Source organism: Kocuria sp. SM24M-10 (assembly GCF_001027955.1).
Classification (GTDB): Bacteria; Actinomycetota; Actinomycetes; order Actinomycetales; family Micrococcaceae; genus Kocuria; species Kocuria oceani.
The window spans coordinates 1-17,728 of the sequence record NZ_LDNX01000079.1; the positions used below are offsets into that span (position 1 = coordinate 1).

Annotated in this window: 16 protein-coding genes; 7 read left to right on the forward strand and 9 right to left on the reverse strand. The window is 65.1% G+C overall.

The genetic code is table 11. From position 1 onward, the window contains the following. The 4 genes from ABL57_RS09250 to ABL57_RS09265 all read right to left on the reverse strand — a co-directional run. Positions 1 to 192: helix-turn-helix transcriptional regulator (locus tag ABL57_RS09250; protein ID WP_047803178.1), on the reverse strand; the 192-nt coding region annotated here is incomplete at its 3' end. Then, positions 189 to 1,301, reverse strand: coding sequence for a site-specific integrase (locus tag ABL57_RS09255; protein WP_047803179.1), 1,113 nt, complete (start codon positions 1,299 to 1,301; stop codon positions 189 to 191). The genes ABL57_RS09255 and ABL57_RS09250, both read right to left, overlap by 4 nt. A gap of 352 nt (positions 1,302 to 1,653) precedes the next feature. Next, positions 1,654 to 2,355, reverse strand: a complete 702-nt coding sequence (locus ABL57_RS09260) for an RES domain-containing protein (RefSeq protein WP_053004858.1) — start codon at positions 2,353 to 2,355, stop codon at positions 1,654 to 1,656. A 2-nt stretch (positions 2,356 to 2,357) separates the two neighbouring features. Then, positions 2,358 to 2,759, reverse strand: a complete 402-nt coding sequence (locus tag ABL57_RS09265) for a hypothetical protein (RefSeq protein WP_047803197.1) — start codon at positions 2,757 to 2,759, stop codon at positions 2,358 to 2,360. A gap of 414 nt (positions 2,760 to 3,173) precedes the next feature. Here ABL57_RS09265 and ABL57_RS21815 point away from each other — a divergent pair, with 414 nt between their 5' ends. Then, positions 3,174 to 3,413 (forward strand): hypothetical protein, encoded by a 240-nt coding sequence (locus tag ABL57_RS21815; protein ID WP_152683337.1) that lies wholly within the window; start codon positions 3,174 to 3,176, stop codon positions 3,411 to 3,413. A gap of 381 nt (positions 3,414 to 3,794) precedes the next feature. On the opposite strand, the gene ABL57_RS21820 is transcribed toward ABL57_RS21815, so the two are convergent. After that, positions 3,795 to 4,235: a hypothetical protein gene (locus tag ABL57_RS21820; RefSeq protein ID WP_152683338.1), complete on the reverse strand. Its 441-nt coding sequence runs from the start codon at positions 4,233 to 4,235 to the stop codon at positions 3,795 to 3,797. 158 nt (positions 4,236 to 4,393) lie between these two features. On the opposite strand from ABL57_RS21820, the gene ABL57_RS23515 reads away from it, so the two are divergent. Beyond that, complete coding sequence (locus ABL57_RS23515; RefSeq protein WP_371212472.1) at positions 4,394 to 4,627, forward strand: helix-turn-helix domain-containing protein; 234 nt, start codon at positions 4,394 to 4,396, stop codon at positions 4,625 to 4,627. Here the strand turns inward: ABL57_RS23515 and ABL57_RS09275 are convergent. Then, entirely contained in the window at positions 4,624 to 5,346 is a 723-nt protein-coding gene (locus ABL57_RS09275) for an HNH endonuclease family protein (protein WP_238986021.1), read from the reverse strand. The two genes, ABL57_RS23515 and ABL57_RS09275, sit on opposite strands and share 4 nt — an antisense overlap. 263 nt (positions 5,347 to 5,609) lie before the next feature. Next, a complete protein-coding gene (locus ABL57_RS09280; protein WP_152683339.1) occupies positions 5,610 to 6,473 on the reverse strand; it encodes a hypothetical protein in 864 nt (287 codons plus the stop codon). A 190-nt stretch (positions 6,474 to 6,663) separates the two neighbouring features. On the opposite strand from ABL57_RS09280, the gene ABL57_RS09285 reads away from it, so the two are divergent. The 4 genes from ABL57_RS09285 (at position 6,664) to ABL57_RS09300 (ending at position 8,814) form a co-directional block, all read left to right on the forward strand. Beyond that, on the forward strand, positions 6,664 to 6,960 hold the full coding sequence (locus tag ABL57_RS09285; protein WP_152683340.1) for a hypothetical protein: 297 nt from the start codon (positions 6,664 to 6,666) through the stop codon (positions 6,958 to 6,960). A 222-nt stretch (positions 6,961 to 7,182) separates the two neighbouring features. Then, the gene (locus ABL57_RS09290) at positions 7,183 to 7,467 is read left to right on the forward strand and encodes a hypothetical protein (protein ID WP_047803183.1); all 285 of its coding nucleotides are present in this window, start codon (positions 7,183 to 7,185) and stop codon (positions 7,465 to 7,467) included. Next, complete coding sequence (locus tag ABL57_RS09295; RefSeq protein ID WP_047803184.1) at positions 7,448 to 7,930, forward strand: hypothetical protein; 483 nt, start codon at positions 7,448 to 7,450, stop codon at positions 7,928 to 7,930. The genes ABL57_RS09290 and ABL57_RS09295 overlap by 20 nt, the downstream gene beginning before the upstream one ends. Positions 7,931 to 7,980: 50 nt before the next feature. After that, positions 7,981 to 8,814, forward strand: coding sequence for a protein NO VEIN domain-containing protein (locus tag ABL57_RS09300; protein WP_047803185.1), 834 nt, complete (start codon positions 7,981 to 7,983; stop codon positions 8,812 to 8,814). Between the two features lie 23 nt (positions 8,815 to 8,837). Here ABL57_RS09300 and ABL57_RS09305 read toward each other — a convergent pair whose 3' ends face one another. After that, positions 8,838 to 9,257, reverse strand: a complete 420-nt coding sequence (locus tag ABL57_RS09305; protein WP_047803186.1) for a hypothetical protein — start codon at positions 9,255 to 9,257, stop codon at positions 8,838 to 8,840. A 526-nt stretch (positions 9,258 to 9,783) separates the two neighbouring features. Here ABL57_RS09305 and mobF point away from each other — a divergent pair. Continuing rightward, a complete protein-coding gene (mobF, locus tag ABL57_RS09310) occupies positions 9,784 to 14,301 on the forward strand; it encodes a MobF family relaxase (protein ID WP_053004859.1) in 4,518 nt (1,505 codons plus the stop codon). Positions 14,302 to 14,882: 581 nt separating this feature from the next. On the opposite strand, the gene ABL57_RS09320 is transcribed toward mobF, so the two are convergent. After that, the gene (locus tag ABL57_RS09320) at positions 14,883 to 17,570 is read right to left on the reverse strand and encodes an ATP-dependent RecD-like DNA helicase (RefSeq protein WP_047803188.1); all 2,688 of its coding nucleotides are present in this window, start codon (positions 17,568 to 17,570) and stop codon (positions 14,883 to 14,885) included. Positions 17,571 to 17,728 lie beyond the last annotated feature (158 nt).

Sequence of the window (17,728 nt, forward strand, 5' to 3'; positions counted from 1 at the left end):
GTCGCAGAGGGCGACGAGGACCTTGAAGGAGATCCGCTCCGGCTGCTGGGTCACGATGCGCCACACGGCGTTGGCGGTGAGGGTGATGCCACGTTCGTGCAACAGCTCGGCGAGGTCCTTGGCGGTGTGCACGCCGCGGCGTGCCATGATCTCGCGGACCCGCCAGGTGTAGGTGATCTCGCGTGTGCTCATGGGGCTCTCCTGGGTGCGGGCAGCCCGAGGGCTGCCTGGATGGTGCGGTCGTGGGCCCGTTCCAGGGCCAGTCGCTGGTAGTCGGGGGACGGCAGGGAGTAGATCGAGGTCGTCGCGGCGTGCTCGTGACCGAGCTGGAGTTGAACGAAGGTGACGTCGAAGCCCGCCCCGGTGATCAACTGTGTCGCGTAGGAACGCCGGAAGGAGTGCAGATCGAGCCCGGGCGGGAAACCGAGCTCATCGATGAAGGCACGCAGCCGCCCGAGCAGATGCGATTCGCCCACGATCGCCCCGGTGCTGGTGGGGAAGAGATCACTCACCGGGTGCCCGTAGCGGGGCAGCCCGTTGCGGATCCAGTCCTGGATCATCTCCGCGGACCAAGGCCAGACGGTCAGCACGGAGCGGACCTTCTTCGCCGAGCCGCGGTGGGACTTTCCCCAGCGCACGCGCAGCACGCCGTGGCCGCCGAGATAGGGCGCCCGGTTGTTGGACGAGAAGTCCACGACCTGCAGGTGCCGCAGTTCGTTGGAACGCAGCCCCCAGCTGTAGGCCGTCTTGAACGCAATCGCATCGCGCCAGGCGGCCACCGCACCCTTGCGCCCGGAGACCAGGATCCGCTCGACCTCCAGATCGGCCAGATCGAACAACTCCTGCAGCTCGGCCTGGGTGAAAGGGCGTTTGGCCGGGCGCGCCTCGGTGGGCTGGGCATGGGTGAGGCGGTTGAGCTCGGTCACGACCTGGGCGAAGACCTGCCCGAACGACCTCGCGGCCTGCTCGCACCAGTCGTAGTGCGGATCGCAGGCGTAGTCGCAGAACAGCTTGATCGCCCCCTGATAGGAGCGCACGCTCCCGTGAGAGAGGTTGCGCACCGCGCGGGCGTGGGAGAAGAAGTCGTCCGCGTCTGACAGCGTCCACTCCCACGGGTAGCGCCCCGAGAAGTCCACCAAGCTCATCACGACGCTGCGCCGGGTGCGAATCGTGGCCGGCGCGAAGTCCTTCGCCCGCTGCTGAGCACCCCACCCATCCAAGACACTGGCCAGGAAGACGTCCGGATCGGGAGCTTGCCCACCGAAGGGAACGAACCGCACGTTCTCGCCATCGTGGCCCATGAGTCGTCCTTGGATGTCAGAAGATGCTTGCGATAGTCGCACACAGATTGCGTGTACCGCAATCAGCGCCGGGAAAGTCCAGGCCAGAAGCCGAATGGGCATGGTGGATCCAGGTGCCATTCGCATCCCGCACTGCACGTCGCCCTGCGGCGATCAAGCAGGATAAGCCCAGGTCAGGAGGCAGTTGGGGGAGCATTGGAGCTGTTACCCGGAACCTCACGATGTGCAGAAACCGCGAATAAAGTCGTTGTGAGTTTACATAACCAGAATTATCGGCCACCGGTCGCAGGGGAGTTCTCGCATCTAATGCAACTACTCGTCCCGCTTTGCCTGCACGGGGCGCAGGCCGGCCTTACGAGGTGGAGGTCCAGTGCAGTCCGAGCATGTCGAGGGCTTGCTGCAGTTCCGGGGTGTCCGGGTGCAGGGTGACTTCATTGAGTCTCAGCAGGTGTGAGCTGATCTGTGAGTCGTGAGGTTGTTCGTAGAGGCACCACAGGTCCAGCTCGTCGCCGTGCCGGGAGGTGAACTCGATGCCGTCGATGCCTTCCTGGAGGTACAGGTGGGCGGAGACGGCCTGGGTGATGGCCCGGGCGGCACCGTTTTTGAGCAGGCCGGCGTCGAAGTCGTCGTAGCCGGCATCCAGGGCGTCCCCGATAAACCGCGGGTAAAGGGCGGCGACGGTGTCAGCCGCACCCACCCGGCAGTACCGACCGCTCAGCACCGCCGAAGCCGCGCAACGGGGCTCCAGCCACGCGGGATCCAGGGTCCCGGGGTCCGCGGTGGGGTGTTCCCGCGCGTCTTCAGGGTCTTCGTCGATCTCCGCCAGGGCCGCGGCCAGGTGCTTGTCCCTGCGGGCGAAGGCCAGGACCTCGAGCAAGCACGCCAGCAGGGACTCGCCCAGGTACAAGGTGCGGAACGTCCCGTGAGGGTCGTCCCAGCGGCCGTGGAAGCGCCCATCGGTGGCGTGCTCCCACCCGCTCCAGGCCAACGGCTCGGGCTGGTACCCGACTCGCCAGACCGGCTCCTGGGGCGCCGCAACGATGACCAGGCCCACCGCTATCCCGCCGAGGCCACGAAGGCCCGGGCGGCTGCGGTGACCTCGGCGACCGTGCGCTCCGGGTCCCCTTCCCGCAGCAGCCGGGCTGGGGCGCGGTCCCCCAGCTGCGGATTCATGCCGGTGAACCAGGCCTGAACCACCCCGGGTGCTTCGCGCTCGGCCAGCAGGGCGGCAATGTAGTAGGCATCGCGCAGCCGCTGCTTGACGGCCTCGGAGCCGGGCTCGCGCGTGCCGTCGACCCACTCCCGGACCGCACGGGTCTCTTTCACACCCCCGAGATAAGCCACCAGACGCGCGCCCAGGATCTCCCGCAGTGCCTCGACGACCTGCGGGATCGACCACCGTTGGGAATCACGGTGGGCCTGCAGACCGGTGCGCGGTGCCATGGGGGCGGTAGACATACCCCCATCATGCCCGCTCCACTGCGGAATCCCCAGCACAATCACATATCAAATGCCATCCTTGTTAGCCCCAGTCGTCCCATGCCCCATGACCGTCACGGCGAGCCAGGGTCGGCGAAGCCGCAGCGTCGGAAACATCGCCTCGGACGGGAGGTACTCGAAGCGGTGCGGCCGCGGCTCTTGTCACCACAGGTCAGAGCACGATAGGAACGACACCAGGGGAGCTCCTCGAGGAGTTTCCGAAAAGAAAAGATCCACGATCCTTCCGCCCCCGACCCCGACTGGCGATTCGGGTCGATCACGATGACTCCCCCACCGCGGTGTTCTAGCACCGAGAGATGATCCCGCCCTACGGCCCGAGCTCTCCGGCGGTGAGTCGGCGTGGATCTGCCCCGCCGAGACGAAAGGCATTTGATGAACCCCGATGCCCGTAACCCCCGCACCTCCACACCAGAAGAGGAGAACGCCCAGGACCGATCCAACCCGGCCGCAGACACCTCGGATGGGTTGGTCGATGCGCAAACCGCTGAGAAGTTCCAGCAAGTCGTCGAGCAACGTCTGAGCGAGCCGGACCCTGAGGAAGCCGGTGCCGAGGAGCAGGCCATCGACGCTGACGATGACGACAACCCGGTATCCGTGGACAACCCCGAGTAAGTCCTCTAAGGCCCTCGAGCTGAGCCACACCCCTGGGGTGGTCACTGCACGCGCCGGGCCGCCGGCCTGGGTGCCCTCGAGGAGCTCGTCTAGCTCAGCCACATTCCGGTCTTCGCCGAGATCCTCGACTGCCCCCGGACACCATCGAAGGTCACGCCACCAACGCGGCCAGCATCTACGCCCGATACAGCGCGCACGCCAAGAGGATCAGAAGCCCCGTCAGGGCGGAGCTGCCGTCTCGTCAGCATCCGTGCCTGCCGGTTGACCAGGACGAGTGGACACGGATCCGAGAACTCGCGTCCTACGTGGCCTGCGCGCCTCTGCCCAGTCAGGAGGGCCCGGGTGAAGCCCCGGGCGCTCCTGACTGGGTGTCGGCCTGCGTTAGATGCGCTTGCAGGTCTTGTACGGGATCCCCTTCGTCTGGCTCTTGATCATGGTGCCGATCCTGGGGATGAACTTCGCTCCAGGGTGGACGTCATTGCAGCGGAAGTTGTTCTTCTGCCCCGACACCCATCCGGACTTCGCGTTCACCTTCCATGCCTTGGACGTACCACCGCACCCGACATGTACCTGGTACCGCCCGCCCTTGTTCAAGGAGTACTCATAGACGGCCTTGCTGTGTCCGCCAATCTTTACCGGCATTTTCCACTTGGCGAACCCGGAGGTGCCGCGTTCGGCTTTGATCCACACGCCAGTCACGGCCGAATTCACGCACATCACCTCTCCTCGCACGACCGTGGCAGCCTGCGCCGGAGGCGCGGCAACCATCAACCCGCAGAACAGAGCGACCGCCAGAAATAAACCCTTGAGACGTGTCTTCATTTCGTTCCCCTACCCTCGTGCGGCCACACCGGCCACAGGTAAGCGCTGACATTAGCTTTCACAAAGACCGGTGTCTGTCCCTGCCAGCAGGTACATCGGAGTCCCCCGGGGCGCTGGTGCAGGGACAGACACCCCTGCTCGTCCTCTGGGTGGGTAGCGTGGCGCTCCAGCGAGTTGCCGGCTCCGCACCCCGAGGCCCGCATCGGGGTGCGGAGCGGCTAGCGGATCTAGCCGCTCGTAGCAGCACACCCAAGACCCGGGCCCCCGCGGCCCTGCAGGAACTGGAGACCCACGGGTATCTTCGACGGTTGGCCCGGCTTGCCCCGCACCTGGCAGCAGCGCTGCCCGAGCGCCACCCGCCTGCACCGGACCGGCCGGCTTCGTCTGGTTAGGCCTTTTTCACGGTGAGCTTCACGTTGGGGCAGGCCGCGGCGATCTTGGTCAGTGCGGCCTTTTCCTTGCTGTCGACCTTCAGGCCCCAGCGGATCTTCACCGCCACCCACTCCCCCACATAGCCGCAGCGGTGCTTGGGCGGCATCCACTCTTCCGGGCCGCGGGCCTGCTTGGTGGAGTTCAGCTTGGAGGTCTGGGCGCTGAGCGTGCGGTGATCGCCGAGGTCGTTGTAGAACGCCACCCGCTTGGTCTGGCTCCAGCCCCGCGCCCCGGAGCCCCAGGCCTCGTGGACCGGCACGGTGTGGTCGATCTGCACGGTGGTGGCCGAGGTGTGGGTGCGCCCGTCCCAGGTGGTGACCCACTTGCCGCCCTTGACGGTGCATCGTTTGGTGGTGGTGAAGCTGGTCTTCACCTTGGATTCGTTCTGCAGCACCTCGGCCCGGGTATTCTGGCAGTCCTTATTGGTGTCTTTCCAGTCGCCGAACTGCTTGTCCCGGTTGTAGCCGGCGTTGTTCTCCGCGGCCACCGGCAGGGACTTCACCGCGGTGCGCAGCGGGGCGCTGTAGGTGCTCGCCGCCTGCGCCGGCGCCACCCCACCGGTGAAGAGCAAACCCGCCACGACCGTGGAGGCGGCTGCGGCACGCCACCCCGCACGGGAGGCGCCCGCCATGGGTGAGGACGAGGTGGAGCGGGTGCGTGAGAGCAGAGCGAAAGGCATGAGGAGCCTCCAGAATCAAAGGGATCGGGGCGCCTGGATCGGCGCCCCCTCATGCTGGCATCACGAGAGCAAATAGCACCGATGTGACGCTAACTCGGCGTCTGCGCAGGTGAGAACAGCGCTACTTGCCCGTAGCAGGCGGTCTCCGGGTCGGCGCGGGAGCCTGCGAATCCACGAGGTCGCAGGCATGCAGACGCCGCCTGTACCCCTTGCGCAGGACAACCCTTGAGCGATCACTGCCGCAGGGAGGAGCGTGGCGCCGGTCAGGTCACCGGCAGCAGGTGACCCTCCGGGCCCTCGCGCACGTACCGCAGCTCGGCCGGATCCGGCCACTGGTCGATGAGCTCCTCGATGACGTCGATCGCGTTCTCGTCCTCGAAGTGGTCCTCCTCGGCGAAGTCGATGGACAGATAGGACAGCTTGCCCTCGGCGATCTGCAGACTGACCTGTAGTGGCGTGCCGTCCGGGGCGTGGTACCGGGCCCGGACGGGGTAGGTCTGGTGGTGCGGCACCACGCGCACCACGTCGTCGGGCACCTGGAACTCCACGGTGGGGCAGAACCCGTCGGCATCATCGTCGAAGTAGGATTCCTGGGCCACCGCCAGCTGTCCCATCAGCTCTTGGGCCTCGGCGGTGTTGGTGGCCTGCAGGATTGCGTGGAGCACCTCGCGCACCGCAGGGGTGAGCGCACGGGTGCGCATCGACTCCTCCCCCATCTCCTCCAGTGCGTGGGCCTGGGCGCGGGCGGCGGCGCGGTCAGCGGCGTAGCCGGCCAGGACACTGGCCACGGAGGCTGCGGCCAGCCACCGCCGCGGGTGGCGCACCCCGGCCGTGTCCAGGCGGTTCACGATCCGGGCGTCCAAGGCCTCGGAGGCATCGGAGACGGCCAGGGCTGCTGCTCCGGCGGCTATCCCGACCACCACATTGGCCGGGATCAGCGCGGTCCGGTCGGTGGTGACCCCAGCCCACCACGCCGTGGTCGCGGCCACTCCCGCCCGGTAGGCCAGTCGAGGTGCCGGGCTCAACCGGGACGGGTCGATCAAGCTCAAGGCACCAAAGGTGGCAGCCGAGGTCGCGCCGAACACCGGGGAGATCGGATCAATGAACCTGCTGGCTGCAAGTGGCATGGGCGCGTCCTTTCAGATCAGTGGTTCTCACCCTACGCAGGAGCCCACAGCCACAGCGGTCATGACCTCAACCCACGAGTTCTCCCCCGCCCGCCGGCCACGGCAAGGGGGAGATCCTGGTGGCGGAAGATGAGGGTCAGTACACGGTGGTGTCGGTCTGCAGGCCCAGACTTCGACAGAGAATGGACTCATGGAAGAAGTAGTGGTGGAAGGTCAGGGGCGCGTGAAGGCCCGTGGTGCACTGACTGCGGTGGCTTGGCTTTCGCTTCTGGCGACCGTGCTGCTGAGCTGGGCCTCGATTGATTTCTCCGGTAATAGGGGCCCCAGGCCGTTGTGGTTTCTGCTGCTGCCGTTGCTGAGCGGATTGGTGGGTGGAGCAGCCGGCGTGCTGGCACGACGCCCCGTGCCCGGCGCGCTGGCCGCTGCGGCGGGGTTCCTCGCTCTGCCCGCCCTCGGGATCGCTATCACGTTGATTTACGGCCCCTGACCGCCACAACCACCGCCACGCGGTTCCACCACAGGGCGCCGGGACATCGAAGTCATCGAGGCAGCCGGCTCATCACCGGCACGGGAAGCCCCTCCAGGCCACGCCAGCCTGCCAAAGTAGAACAAGCGTCAGCCCGACCCAGGGAAGGACCCTCATGCACCACCTGGAGCAGCCCCCGTCCCGTCGCGAGGCACCCCCGGCAGTCGGCGAGAAGGAGAGTCGATGCCGCGCATCCTGATCCCGTATCTGCTGTGGTGGGTTCGCCTGTACTACCGGATCGGTCACGCGGTGGCGCACTGGTTCCTGCGCATCCTTCCGATGCCCTCGGCGCTGCGTCACCGCCTGGCTGGGACGGTGTCCATCGCCCCGTACCTGTTCATGGTCTGGGCTGTGGTCGGCGCCAACGACTTCACCTGGACGGCGATCGGCGTCGGTGCGGTAATCACTGCACTGTTGCTGCTGCTCGTCCACAAAGCGGAGGCCCGCCGTGCGTTCCTCGGACGTTGAGCGCTTCTACTCCCACGTTCTCAAAGGACCGGCCCCGGACTCGTGCTGGCTGTGGCTGGGCGCGATCAGCGATGACGGCTACGGCCGCTTCTGGATCAACACCGCCGGCGGTCAACGAGCTGTCGCCGCCCACCGCTTCTCCCTGGCCACCGTGCACGGTGGCTTCACTGCGATCGATGGTCTGACCGCGCTGCACTGGTGCGACGTCCCGCTGTGTGTGCACGCCACCCTGGAGCCTTCCACGCACCTGCTGCTGGGGACACGGTCGGAGAACATGGCCGACCGGGCGATGAAGGGCCGGATGCCCTCGGCCACCGCCGCTCGGTGGCGCCGGCTGTCCCGTGCGGAGCGATCGGTGCGTTCCCGGCAGCTGCGCGAGGAGCTCAAGACCCATGGGTGGGATGAGGCCCTGGTGCGCGAGCTCGTGCACGGCATCGACCCCGACCACCCCACCCTGTTCTAGAACCACCACGTCCTCAAAACGCGCCGAGAGACAAGGCTGAGTGAGATCCGATGGCTATCAACTTCAAGCTGTTCGAAAAGAAGGTGCTCGATCCGAAGGAGTCATGGGCGGGACGGCCCTGGCAGGGCTGGGCTCCGGAGGCAGCTCTCGAAGAGGTCTGGGAGTACAACCGAGGCATCTGGCGGTTCGGGGACCGCATCGAGGACGAGCGGATCGCCACCTTCTCCTGGCGCGGAGAAGTCGTGCTGGTGGCCGCCATCACCGGGATCGAGGACGTCGGTCCGCAGTTCTGGAAGAACGGCCAACGACGTCGAGCCCTCCAGGGGTACGTGCTGCCCGAAGGCCATCGGGTGCACGACGCTCTCATGGGTGCCGAGCGGCCACGGAATCGGGCTGCGCTGACCTACCATCCGACACCGGACCTCGATGAGGTCCTGGCGACCGATGAGCCCTTGTCCCCCGACTCCGAGGGACAAGGGCGGGTCCTGGACCCCCAACGGCGCAAGGCACTGGAAGACGCCGCCCAGTCCCGCCTGGAGACCTACTACCGCGATCGTGGGTGGGAGGTCGCCGACGTCCGCTTCGACGGCCCCTACGACGCCATCGCGCGGAAGAACGGCCAGACCCGTTACCTGGAGGCCAAAGGCACGCAATCCAACGGCGCGTCCGTGACCGTGACCCGCGGGGAAGTCGACCACGCTCGGCGACACCCCGGTGAATGCGTCATTGGCATCCTCAGCGGCCTGCGGTTCACCCAGGACGGTGAGCTCGAGGACAAGGATGCCCGGTTCACCGTGAGTCCATGGGATCCAGCAGACGAAGACCTGCAGGCGACCCAGTACCGGTGGGCCACCACACGCGAGACAGTCCTGGCCGCAGAGTGAGCTGACGAGTCACCGGACAGGATCTACGCGTCGACGGTCTCTCGCTCCAGCTCACTGTCGGCTGAAGCCGTCACGTCGGCGGAACCGGCGTTCTTCGGCGTCGCAGGGTCGTCACCCTTGTTGTCCTTCAAGAGTGCGCGCACCGCGGCCGCTGACAGCTCCAATCGCTGAGCGATATCGGACACCGCCACCCGCTCCCCCTTCATGGCCACGACCACACCGGCCTGCGCCTGCCTGGCCTGAGCGGCCTCCTGCTCGGCCTTGGCACGAATCTCCGCGATGCGCTGCTCGGCCGTCTCCATGATCTGCTCGGCCTCGCCCTGGGCGACGAAGAACTTTTCACCCATTTCCAGCAACCGCTGCTCCCGAGCCATCGACTCTGCGGCCGCCCGACGGGCCCGTTCCCGCGCCTCGGTCTTCGTCGCACTTCTGCGCTGCGCCATCGGTCCTCCTTCGCATCAGCAACACCATTCCCTTCCATTGAACACCAAACCCGCCCTAACGGTCATAGACCAACTTCTCCACTCCGAGTGTTCGGCCGGCCGAGCCGGCGGCGCGCGAGAGGACGCCTGGCCGGCGGCAGTGTTGTGAGCTGGGGTGGGGGTTGTGGACCGCTTCCGAGATTCATCCTCCGGTCTCTCCACCGGACCCACAGCCCCCACCCCAGCTCGTGCAGGTTGTCCACACGAACAGCACACGTGGACAACCTGGTTTCGCTTGCACCCAATCGACTGTGGGTGTGGACAGCTGATGCTCTGCGGTTCGTCCTCGTTCCTCGTCCTCCCTTGGCATCCCCTGCCCACACCCACAGTCTCGTGGGCACAACCGCGTCACGTTCGTGACGGACTTTCTGGGTCGCTCCGACCCGATGACTCGCAAGCTCGCATCGGCCCTCCACGCCCTATCAGACCGTCACACCTCATGCATCATTGATAAATGAGGATGAAAACGCGATAGATTGCTTCTGTGATGACCGTCCACAAGCTCAGCGCTGGGGACGGGTATGCCTACTACACCTCCGAGGTTGCCTCCGCTGACGAGCTGCGGGCTGAGGGGCGCGAGCTGGGTGACTACTACACCGTCGAGGGCATGCCCCCGGGCCAGTGGGTGGCCCACTCCGAGGCCCTGCTGGGGGTGTCCGGGGAGGTCACCGAGGCGCAGATGGCGGCCCTGTTCGGGGAGGGCATCCGTCCGGATGCGGAGCGCATTCTGGCCGCCGGTGGCACCGAGGCCGACGTGGCTCTGGGCCAGAAGTACCACCGCTATGCCAGTGCTGACACGGAGCTGACCCGGCGCCTGGAGGAGGAGATCGCCCGGCACGAACGCACCACCGGGGCGGCCCCGACCCGCGAGGAACGCCAAGCCATTCGCGGTCGCGTCGGTGGCCAGCTGTTCCGGGAAACGCACGGGCGCGACGTGCGGAACAAAGAGGAGCTGGGCCGGTTCATCACCGCTCAGACCACCCCGAAGCAGCAGACCGTGGCCGGTTATGACCTGGTGTTCTCCCCGGCCAAGTCCGTCTCCCTGCTCTGGGCCCTGGGCGGCGACGAGGCCCGCAAAGCGGTCGAGACGGCGCACAACGAGGCCATCGCGGAGACCCTGAGCTTCCTGGAGCAGGAAGGTACGTACACCCGGCGCGGCCGCAACGGCGTGCGGCAGATCGACGTCGAGGGCGGGCTGGTGGCCACCCAGTTCCGCCACTACGACTCCCGGAATGGGGACCCGCACCTGCACGATCACGTGGTGATCGCCAACAAGGTCAAGGGCGCGGACGGCAAGTGGTCCTCCCTGGACGGGCGCACCCTGTACCGGATGAACGTGGCCGCCTCGGAGACCTACAACGCCAAGGTGATGGAGAAGGTCACCGCTTCCCTGGGGGTCGCGGCTACGCCGCGCATGGCCGGCGGGAACGAGCCGATCTATGAGATCGCCGGGGTGGACCTGGACGCCATCCACCACGCCTCCTCCCGCCGGGCCGACATTGCCGGGACCCTGGATCGGCTGCACGCGGAGTTCACCGACCGCCACGGCTACGCCCCCAACGCCAAGCAGAAGATCGCCCTGGCCCAGCAAGCCACCCTCGAATCGAGGCCGGCGAAGAAGTCCGCCCGTCGCCTGTCCGAGCTGGTCGGGCAGTGGGGCCAGGTGTACGAGCAGCAGATGCAGATGCCGGTCGGAGACGACCTGCTGGCTCACGTCCGGGCCGCCGCCACCGGGATGCCGACCGGCCCCGACGCGGCACAGATCGACGTGTCCGAGCACGCCCGTCTGGTGGTGCACGAGCTGTCCCAGAAGCGGGCGACCTGGAGCGTGAACCACGTCCAGGCCCAGACCCGCCGGCACCTGAAAGAGGCCATGATCGGGCGCACGGTGCCCGATGAGCTGGTGGCCGAAGTGGTGCGCGAGGCCACCGACACGCACAGCCTGTCCGTCACCCCGACCGCTGATGTGCCGCACCTGGCGGAGTTCACCCGCGCCGATGGCACCAGCCAGTTCGTGCGCTCCGACGCCCACCTTTACACCTCCCGAGAGGTCCTGGAGACCGAGCACCAGGTGCTCGCCGCCGCCCAGCGCACCGTCATCCCCTCTGTCTCCGCCCAGACCTTTGACGAGGTGCTGGCCGCCCACACCGGCCCGCTCAGTGAGGGGCAGGTGGCCCTAGCCCGGGCCTTTGCCACCGACGAGAAGCTGCTCTCCTTGGGCATCGGCCCGGCCGGTGCGGGTAAGACCACCAGCCTGTCCCTGGCCGCCGATGCGGTGCGCGCGACCGGCGGAAACGTCGTGGGCCTGGCCCCCACGGCTGCTGCCGCTGCCGTCATGTCCGAGGACATTGGGGCCCAAGCCACGACCATCGACGCCTTCCTGATCGCCCACCGCACCGGGCGCACCGGGGCCGCTCAGCTGCACGCCGGGGACGTGGTGATCCTTGATGAGGTGGGCATGGTGACCACCCCGAAGCTGGCCGAGCTCGTGGCCGTGGCGGCCCGGCACGGGGCGGTGGTGCGTGCCATCGGGGATGACCGCCAGCTGGGCGCCATCGGCTCCGGTGGGGCGCTGCGCCTGCTCGACCACGAGGTGGGCGCGACCCGTCTGGAGGCCGTTCACCGCTTCCGCACCGAGGGTGAGGCGGCCGCGTCTTTGGCGCTGCGGGAGCCGCCGGCGGCCGGGGCCGACGTCCCGTGGGCCTGGTATCTGGAGAACCGCCGGGTGGTCGCCGGGGACACCGAGGCCATGACCGACACCGCCCTGCGGGCCTGGATCACCGACACCCAAGCGGGCAAGCGGTCCCTGCTGATCGCCACCGACAACGCCACCGTGACCGAGCTGAACGCCCGCGCCCAGGCCGCCCGGATCGCCACCGGGGCCCTCGATGCCACCGGGAAATCGGTGGTGCTGCGCGACGGGCTGACCGCCCACACCGGGGACGTGGTGGTGACCCGGCGCAACGACCGGACCTTGCAGCTCAACGGCGGTAAGGACTTCGTGAAGAACAACGACGTGTGGACCGTGGAGAAGGTCGGGGCCGACACCGCCACGCTGCGCCACACCGGCCACGGCGGCAAGATCACCCTGGGCGCTGACTACCTGGCCCAGCACGGCCAGCTGGGTTACGCGGCAACGGTGCACCGAGCCCAGGGCGCAACCGTGGACACGGCGCACGCGATCGTGGACGACGCCACGGATCGGGCCGCCGCCTATGTGGCCGCTACCCGAGGGCGGGAGACCAATCAGCTCTATGTCGCCCTGAGCGACGGTCAGAGCCGGGATGAGGTGCTGGAGAGCATCGCCGGCGCCTACGACCGGAACCTGTCCGCCCACGAGACGGTGGCCGCCGAGGCCATGCGCAACGGCGACGTCGCCACACTGGGTGAGGTCTACCGCGAGACCGCCGACGCCGCCTGGACCGCCAAGACCCGCGCGATGGCCGTGGACGTCATGGGCGCGGACAAGGCCGCGGACTTCACCGGGACCGAGGCGTGGGGCGCGGTGGCCACCCACCTGCACACCGCCCAGCAGGCCGGCATGGACCCGGCCGAACTCCTGAACCGGGCAGTGCATCAGCGAGGCTTTGGAGGGGCCGAGGACCCGGCGGCCGTGCTGGCCTGGCGGCTGGAGCAGCAGATCGAGGCCGCTCAGCGCGTCTTGGATAACGCCGACCGCCGGCCCCTGGGCAACCTCACCGACGAGCACCTGGAGCAGCTGGCCCAGCGTGCTGGGGCCGCCCAGCACCCGCCCCAGGTCGAGGACCCGGGATGGACCTCCCACCCCTACGCGCTTGTGCCCTCCACCCAGCTGGCTGCGGCGAAGGCCAGCGCCGAGGCCGAGAACCTGGCCCTGCCCCCGGAGCTGTGGGACTCCACCACCTCACTGCACCTGGACTGGGTGACCCGCACGATAGGTGCCGAGCAGGAGCGCCGGGCGGGGCTGTCCCCGGAGCAGACGGCGGTGGAGCAGATCGCCCGGGGAGAGCGCACCCGCACCGACACGGGAGTGTCGATCAGGGAGGCGATCACCGCCGAGCAGCAGGTGCGGGCCGTGGCCGCCAAGACCCCGCCACCGGCCCCCGTGGCGGACGGGCGGCGGGTGAGCGAGGACCTGGCCCCCACCCCCCTGATCACCGACCGACAGGTGCCGGCCCAGTACCGGGAGCAGCTGGAACGGCTGCGCACCCGCCTGGAGGAGCGCGTCATGGTGCGCGGCGCCGAACTGGCCGAGAACCGCCCCGAGTGGACTACGGCACTGGGGCCGGTGCCGGCCAAGCCGACCAAGGTCGCCGAATGGCACCAGGTCGCTGCCGAAGTCGAGGCGTACCGCAACCGCTACAACGTCCCCGCCCACGAGACCGCGTTGATCCCCCAGGCCCACCAGCAGGACCCGGTGGCGGCCGCGCTGGTGGCTCGCGCCACCGCGCTGCACAAACACTCCGCGCTCACCACCGCCGTACCCCAGACCCCGGAGCAGGTCCGCCAGGCCGCTGATGAGGCACACGCGGCCGAGCGGGTGCGCACCACCCCGGCACCAGCTCAGGAGGCCGTGGAGACGCTGCGCGCCACCCGCGCCGAGGCCGCCGATCCATTGCCGGCACCGCAGGCCCGGGAGGCCGCCATCACCGCAGCCGCCACGACTCCGGTAGCCGAGGACACCCGGCGGGTGCTGACCAGGGAGGAGCTGATCGCTCACGTCGTGGCCCAGCACCGGGCCCAGACCCAACAGGCCACCCCGACCACCGATGCAGCTGCCCCCCACGAGCCGGCCTCCCCCACACCGGAGCGACAAAAGAAGGAATCCGACGTGCCCGAAAACGCCCAGAATGACTCCACCCGCCGCCAATTCACCTCTGGAGTGGAACGGAAGCAGGCAGAAGCCATCAAGCGGTACAAGGCCGCTCAGCGCATCGAGCAGAAGTCCCACCGTCAGGAGGACAGCGCCGCAGCAACCCGCCGCGCTGCCGACAGCATCCGCCGCGACGGCGGGCGCAGCCTTTAGCTCACCGTCGGTCTGGACGCCGACTGCGACGCGTTCGACTCTCGCTACGTCTCAACTCACGGGGTACGCCATCGGGGCACTGGAGTGTCATATGGAACCTCCCAGGCTCGTAGCGGTCCAAGACCCATCCTGAGGACATGGCTGACCAAGAATCCTGATTCCTTCGCCAGTGTTGGCACCTAGAGACGAAATGAGCAGATGACCGACGCAGTCGTGCAGGCCGTGATGATGAACTTGGTCCCGAATGACGGTTTATCTACTGGCGTCTGTCGCCGACTCCGACCCGTTGCCGAGGAACAAATGGATCGGGCTGCGCACCACCGCTTGTCTGTCCTCGGCGATGGTGTGAAGGGCGGAACACACGGTGGCGTTGCCCAGGCTCCGGCGGTCCGTGTTCGCCGGAGTGACTTGCACAGTGCTCATCCTCGGGAGCCTGGTGCTCACCTATAACGACCGTGCAAGATTCCCTTCTGGATTTCTCATCATGAAGCTAATCACAATCTTACAGGAGGCTGCCTGTGCAAATCAGAATGTTTTGTTGGCGGGGGTCACGGAGCGTCACTAAATGCCTTCGACAGCGACTAATGAATGCCACGTCTTACTTTCAGCAGTGCCACATCTCTGCCATTCCTTTTGCGTTCTAGGCTACCGAGGACCGCACCCTGAGTCTCAGGAGTCCAAAAAATTTTAATGCGTTCACGCGCCCGCGTAATCGCTGTGTAAAAAATACTGTGCGATATGTCTTCCTCGTTTGCGTCGGTGATTACCAATTTGACGGAGTCGTATTCAAGGCCTTGGGCTTTGTGAATCGAGACCGCGTACGCCACTTGGAATGGCACAGAGGTATTAGTCGACTCTTCGTCATCATCCGTGCTAGCTGCTTGGTAAACGTCGAAGCGGACGGTGGACTCGCTCACATATCTAAGGTCGAACCCGTCAACGTCAAGTGCTGTGACGCTGCGATCAAGCCAGATGTCGAACTGGATGTGATCAGGGTGGGTAACAATGTCAACGATTTTGCCTTTAAGATTGTTGAAAATAAGTGGTTTGAATCGGTCCGTGTCGTTAAAGAGGACTGGGTCGCCGACTTTGTAGATTGTGACACCCCAGGCTGCCGCCTTTCCGGAATTGCTACTTTGCAGAAAACGATTAACGTTGTTAATGCCGTAGAGCCCGTCGTAATTCAGGCAGAGAATGATTTCGTCGTCACGTTCTGCCCGGAACAGCGATTGGCCAAGAACAGTGGAGTAGTCGTACTGCGCGATTAACTCCTCGATCCCCTCATCAAGGTGACGCACCCTGGACCAGAAGTCGAGGAGCGCTTCGTTGTCGGTTCGATATGGCTCGGTAAGCTCAAACACCGACTCCTTCGGTACGAACGCTGGGATAAGGCTGAACCAGTTGCCAAACTGGATCGACTCAATCTGGTAGACGTCACCAACGAGAACCAACAGCTTAAAGGACGTCTTTTGTAGCACCTTCAGCAAATCAGCATTGCTGACCGTGCTGCATTCGTCAATGACAACGATGTCATACTCTGGCTGGGCACCAGATCTCCAAATTTGGCTGTTAATTGTGCGGAACTCGGTGTTCTGCGCGGACACTTTGCGTTCTAGGTTGTCTTTAGCCGGGTTGGTGTGGGCAAGGAAGAGCTTCTCCTTATCACCAAAGTAGTTCGCGATGTAGTTGACCATCGTGGACTTTCCTGTGCCCGCAGCCCCGTAAATCAGGGCGACGCGGGATTTGGCAAATAGCGACTTTAGCGCCGTCTTTTTCACGTCGTCGTCGATTTTGAGCTGTGTTTCGCCGAGCCACCGTTCAACCGCCTCCTCGTAGCCTTCGACACCAAATGCGGCGTACTCTTGAAGCTTCTGAATGATGGCAACGGTGCTGTCCTCATATTCCCGGATGAAGACGTGGTTCTTGTCTCGTAAAAGCTTTCGTCCTGTGTGCTTGTAGTAGAGTTTGGCGTTGTACTGAGCTATAAGTTGATCGACCGAACCGAAATCTTCGAGTTCAGACACGGGTGTGTAGAGCACTCCGTGTCGGTCCACGTTGTTCTTCACTCGGCGAGCCAACAGCTCATGCGTGCGTCCGCTGGTGTCCAAGCTTGCCGCCAGGTCTGCGAAGCGCGGGTTGTGGTGACAAGCCGATGTGCAGAACGGCATATCATCGAAAGGTTTACATCCGAAAGACAGTCGCAGATTGGAAAGCAGGCTGCACTCGTTGGGGGTAAGCTGGAGTTTAATGACCCGATTGTTCATTTTAAGCATTAGATAGCGGAGCATGTTGTGGCCCGGTGATTTTGCCCGGATGATTCGGCGGGCGGCATCCAACACGGGGAAGGCTTGAGGCCTTTGGACCAGCTGCGTCGCGATGCTTTTGATGTGGTTGTACCGGTCGTCCGCCATGTCCATGAGGTCAAGAAGACTCGATGAGGTGTCGGTCAGAAACTTCATTAGGTTCCGGTATTCGGCGCTACCGCCTACCTTGGTTGAGTGCCCGAAAATTTTGGCGAAGTTATCAAATTCGCACGGTCGAATTGAGACCTCCCACTCTCGGATGATCGTAATCGGCATGGTCTGGTCAAGTACGTCAATCGAGTCAGACAGAAGCGTCAAGTTCGCCGCGTACTTGTCAGTCATGTCGATATCGGTGAAAGCTATAATACGATCGAACTTGTTTACCTTGTCAGTGATGCTGGAGAAGGTGATCTCGTAGTAGATTCGCCCGCCTGTGAAGAACGGTCTCACCTTATTAACGTAGTATCTGTTTCGTTTGTCATGGTCGGCGGGCACTTTACGGGCCGCTTCGATGCGTTCGGCGATTTTTTTGTGATAGATCTGCAGCGAAGGGTCAAGGTCCACGGGGAATTTTTCGAGATTGTCGAGGATATCAATGCCGCACTGCTCGCGCAGGAGGGTTCGAGTGCGGAGCAGGTACTCGTAGTACTTCAGCATCAGACGTTCCGAGGCGTCTTCCTCTAATGTGTAGTGTGAGGTGCTCATCTGGAGCAGTTTGTGGAAGCGATGGACGAAGTTGGTCTGCTTGTTCGCTGATCCGATCCAGTCGATGGCCGGCTTGGTGGCATCGTAGTGGAACTCAGCATTGCCGTCTTTGAGGTGCAGGCGAACCGCGACAGCCTCGACGAGGTTTCGAAGTTGTGACAGCAGGTTCTGCGCGAGAAGGCCACGATCATGGCTGAGGGCATCGATGTTGCCCGAGATGTTTGCACTAATGTTATGAATTTGAGTGTCTACCGTTGCCACTACTCAACCTCTTCTTCGGTGAAAAGCACGACGTCGGTCGCCGCTTCCTCATCGAGCATGATCTTCACTAGAAAAATGTGACAACTACACCGTAAAGGAAATGGCTGCCGGATATCTTATGGATACGGTCGTCGCGCCGCGTCGTCATCAACCAGGAT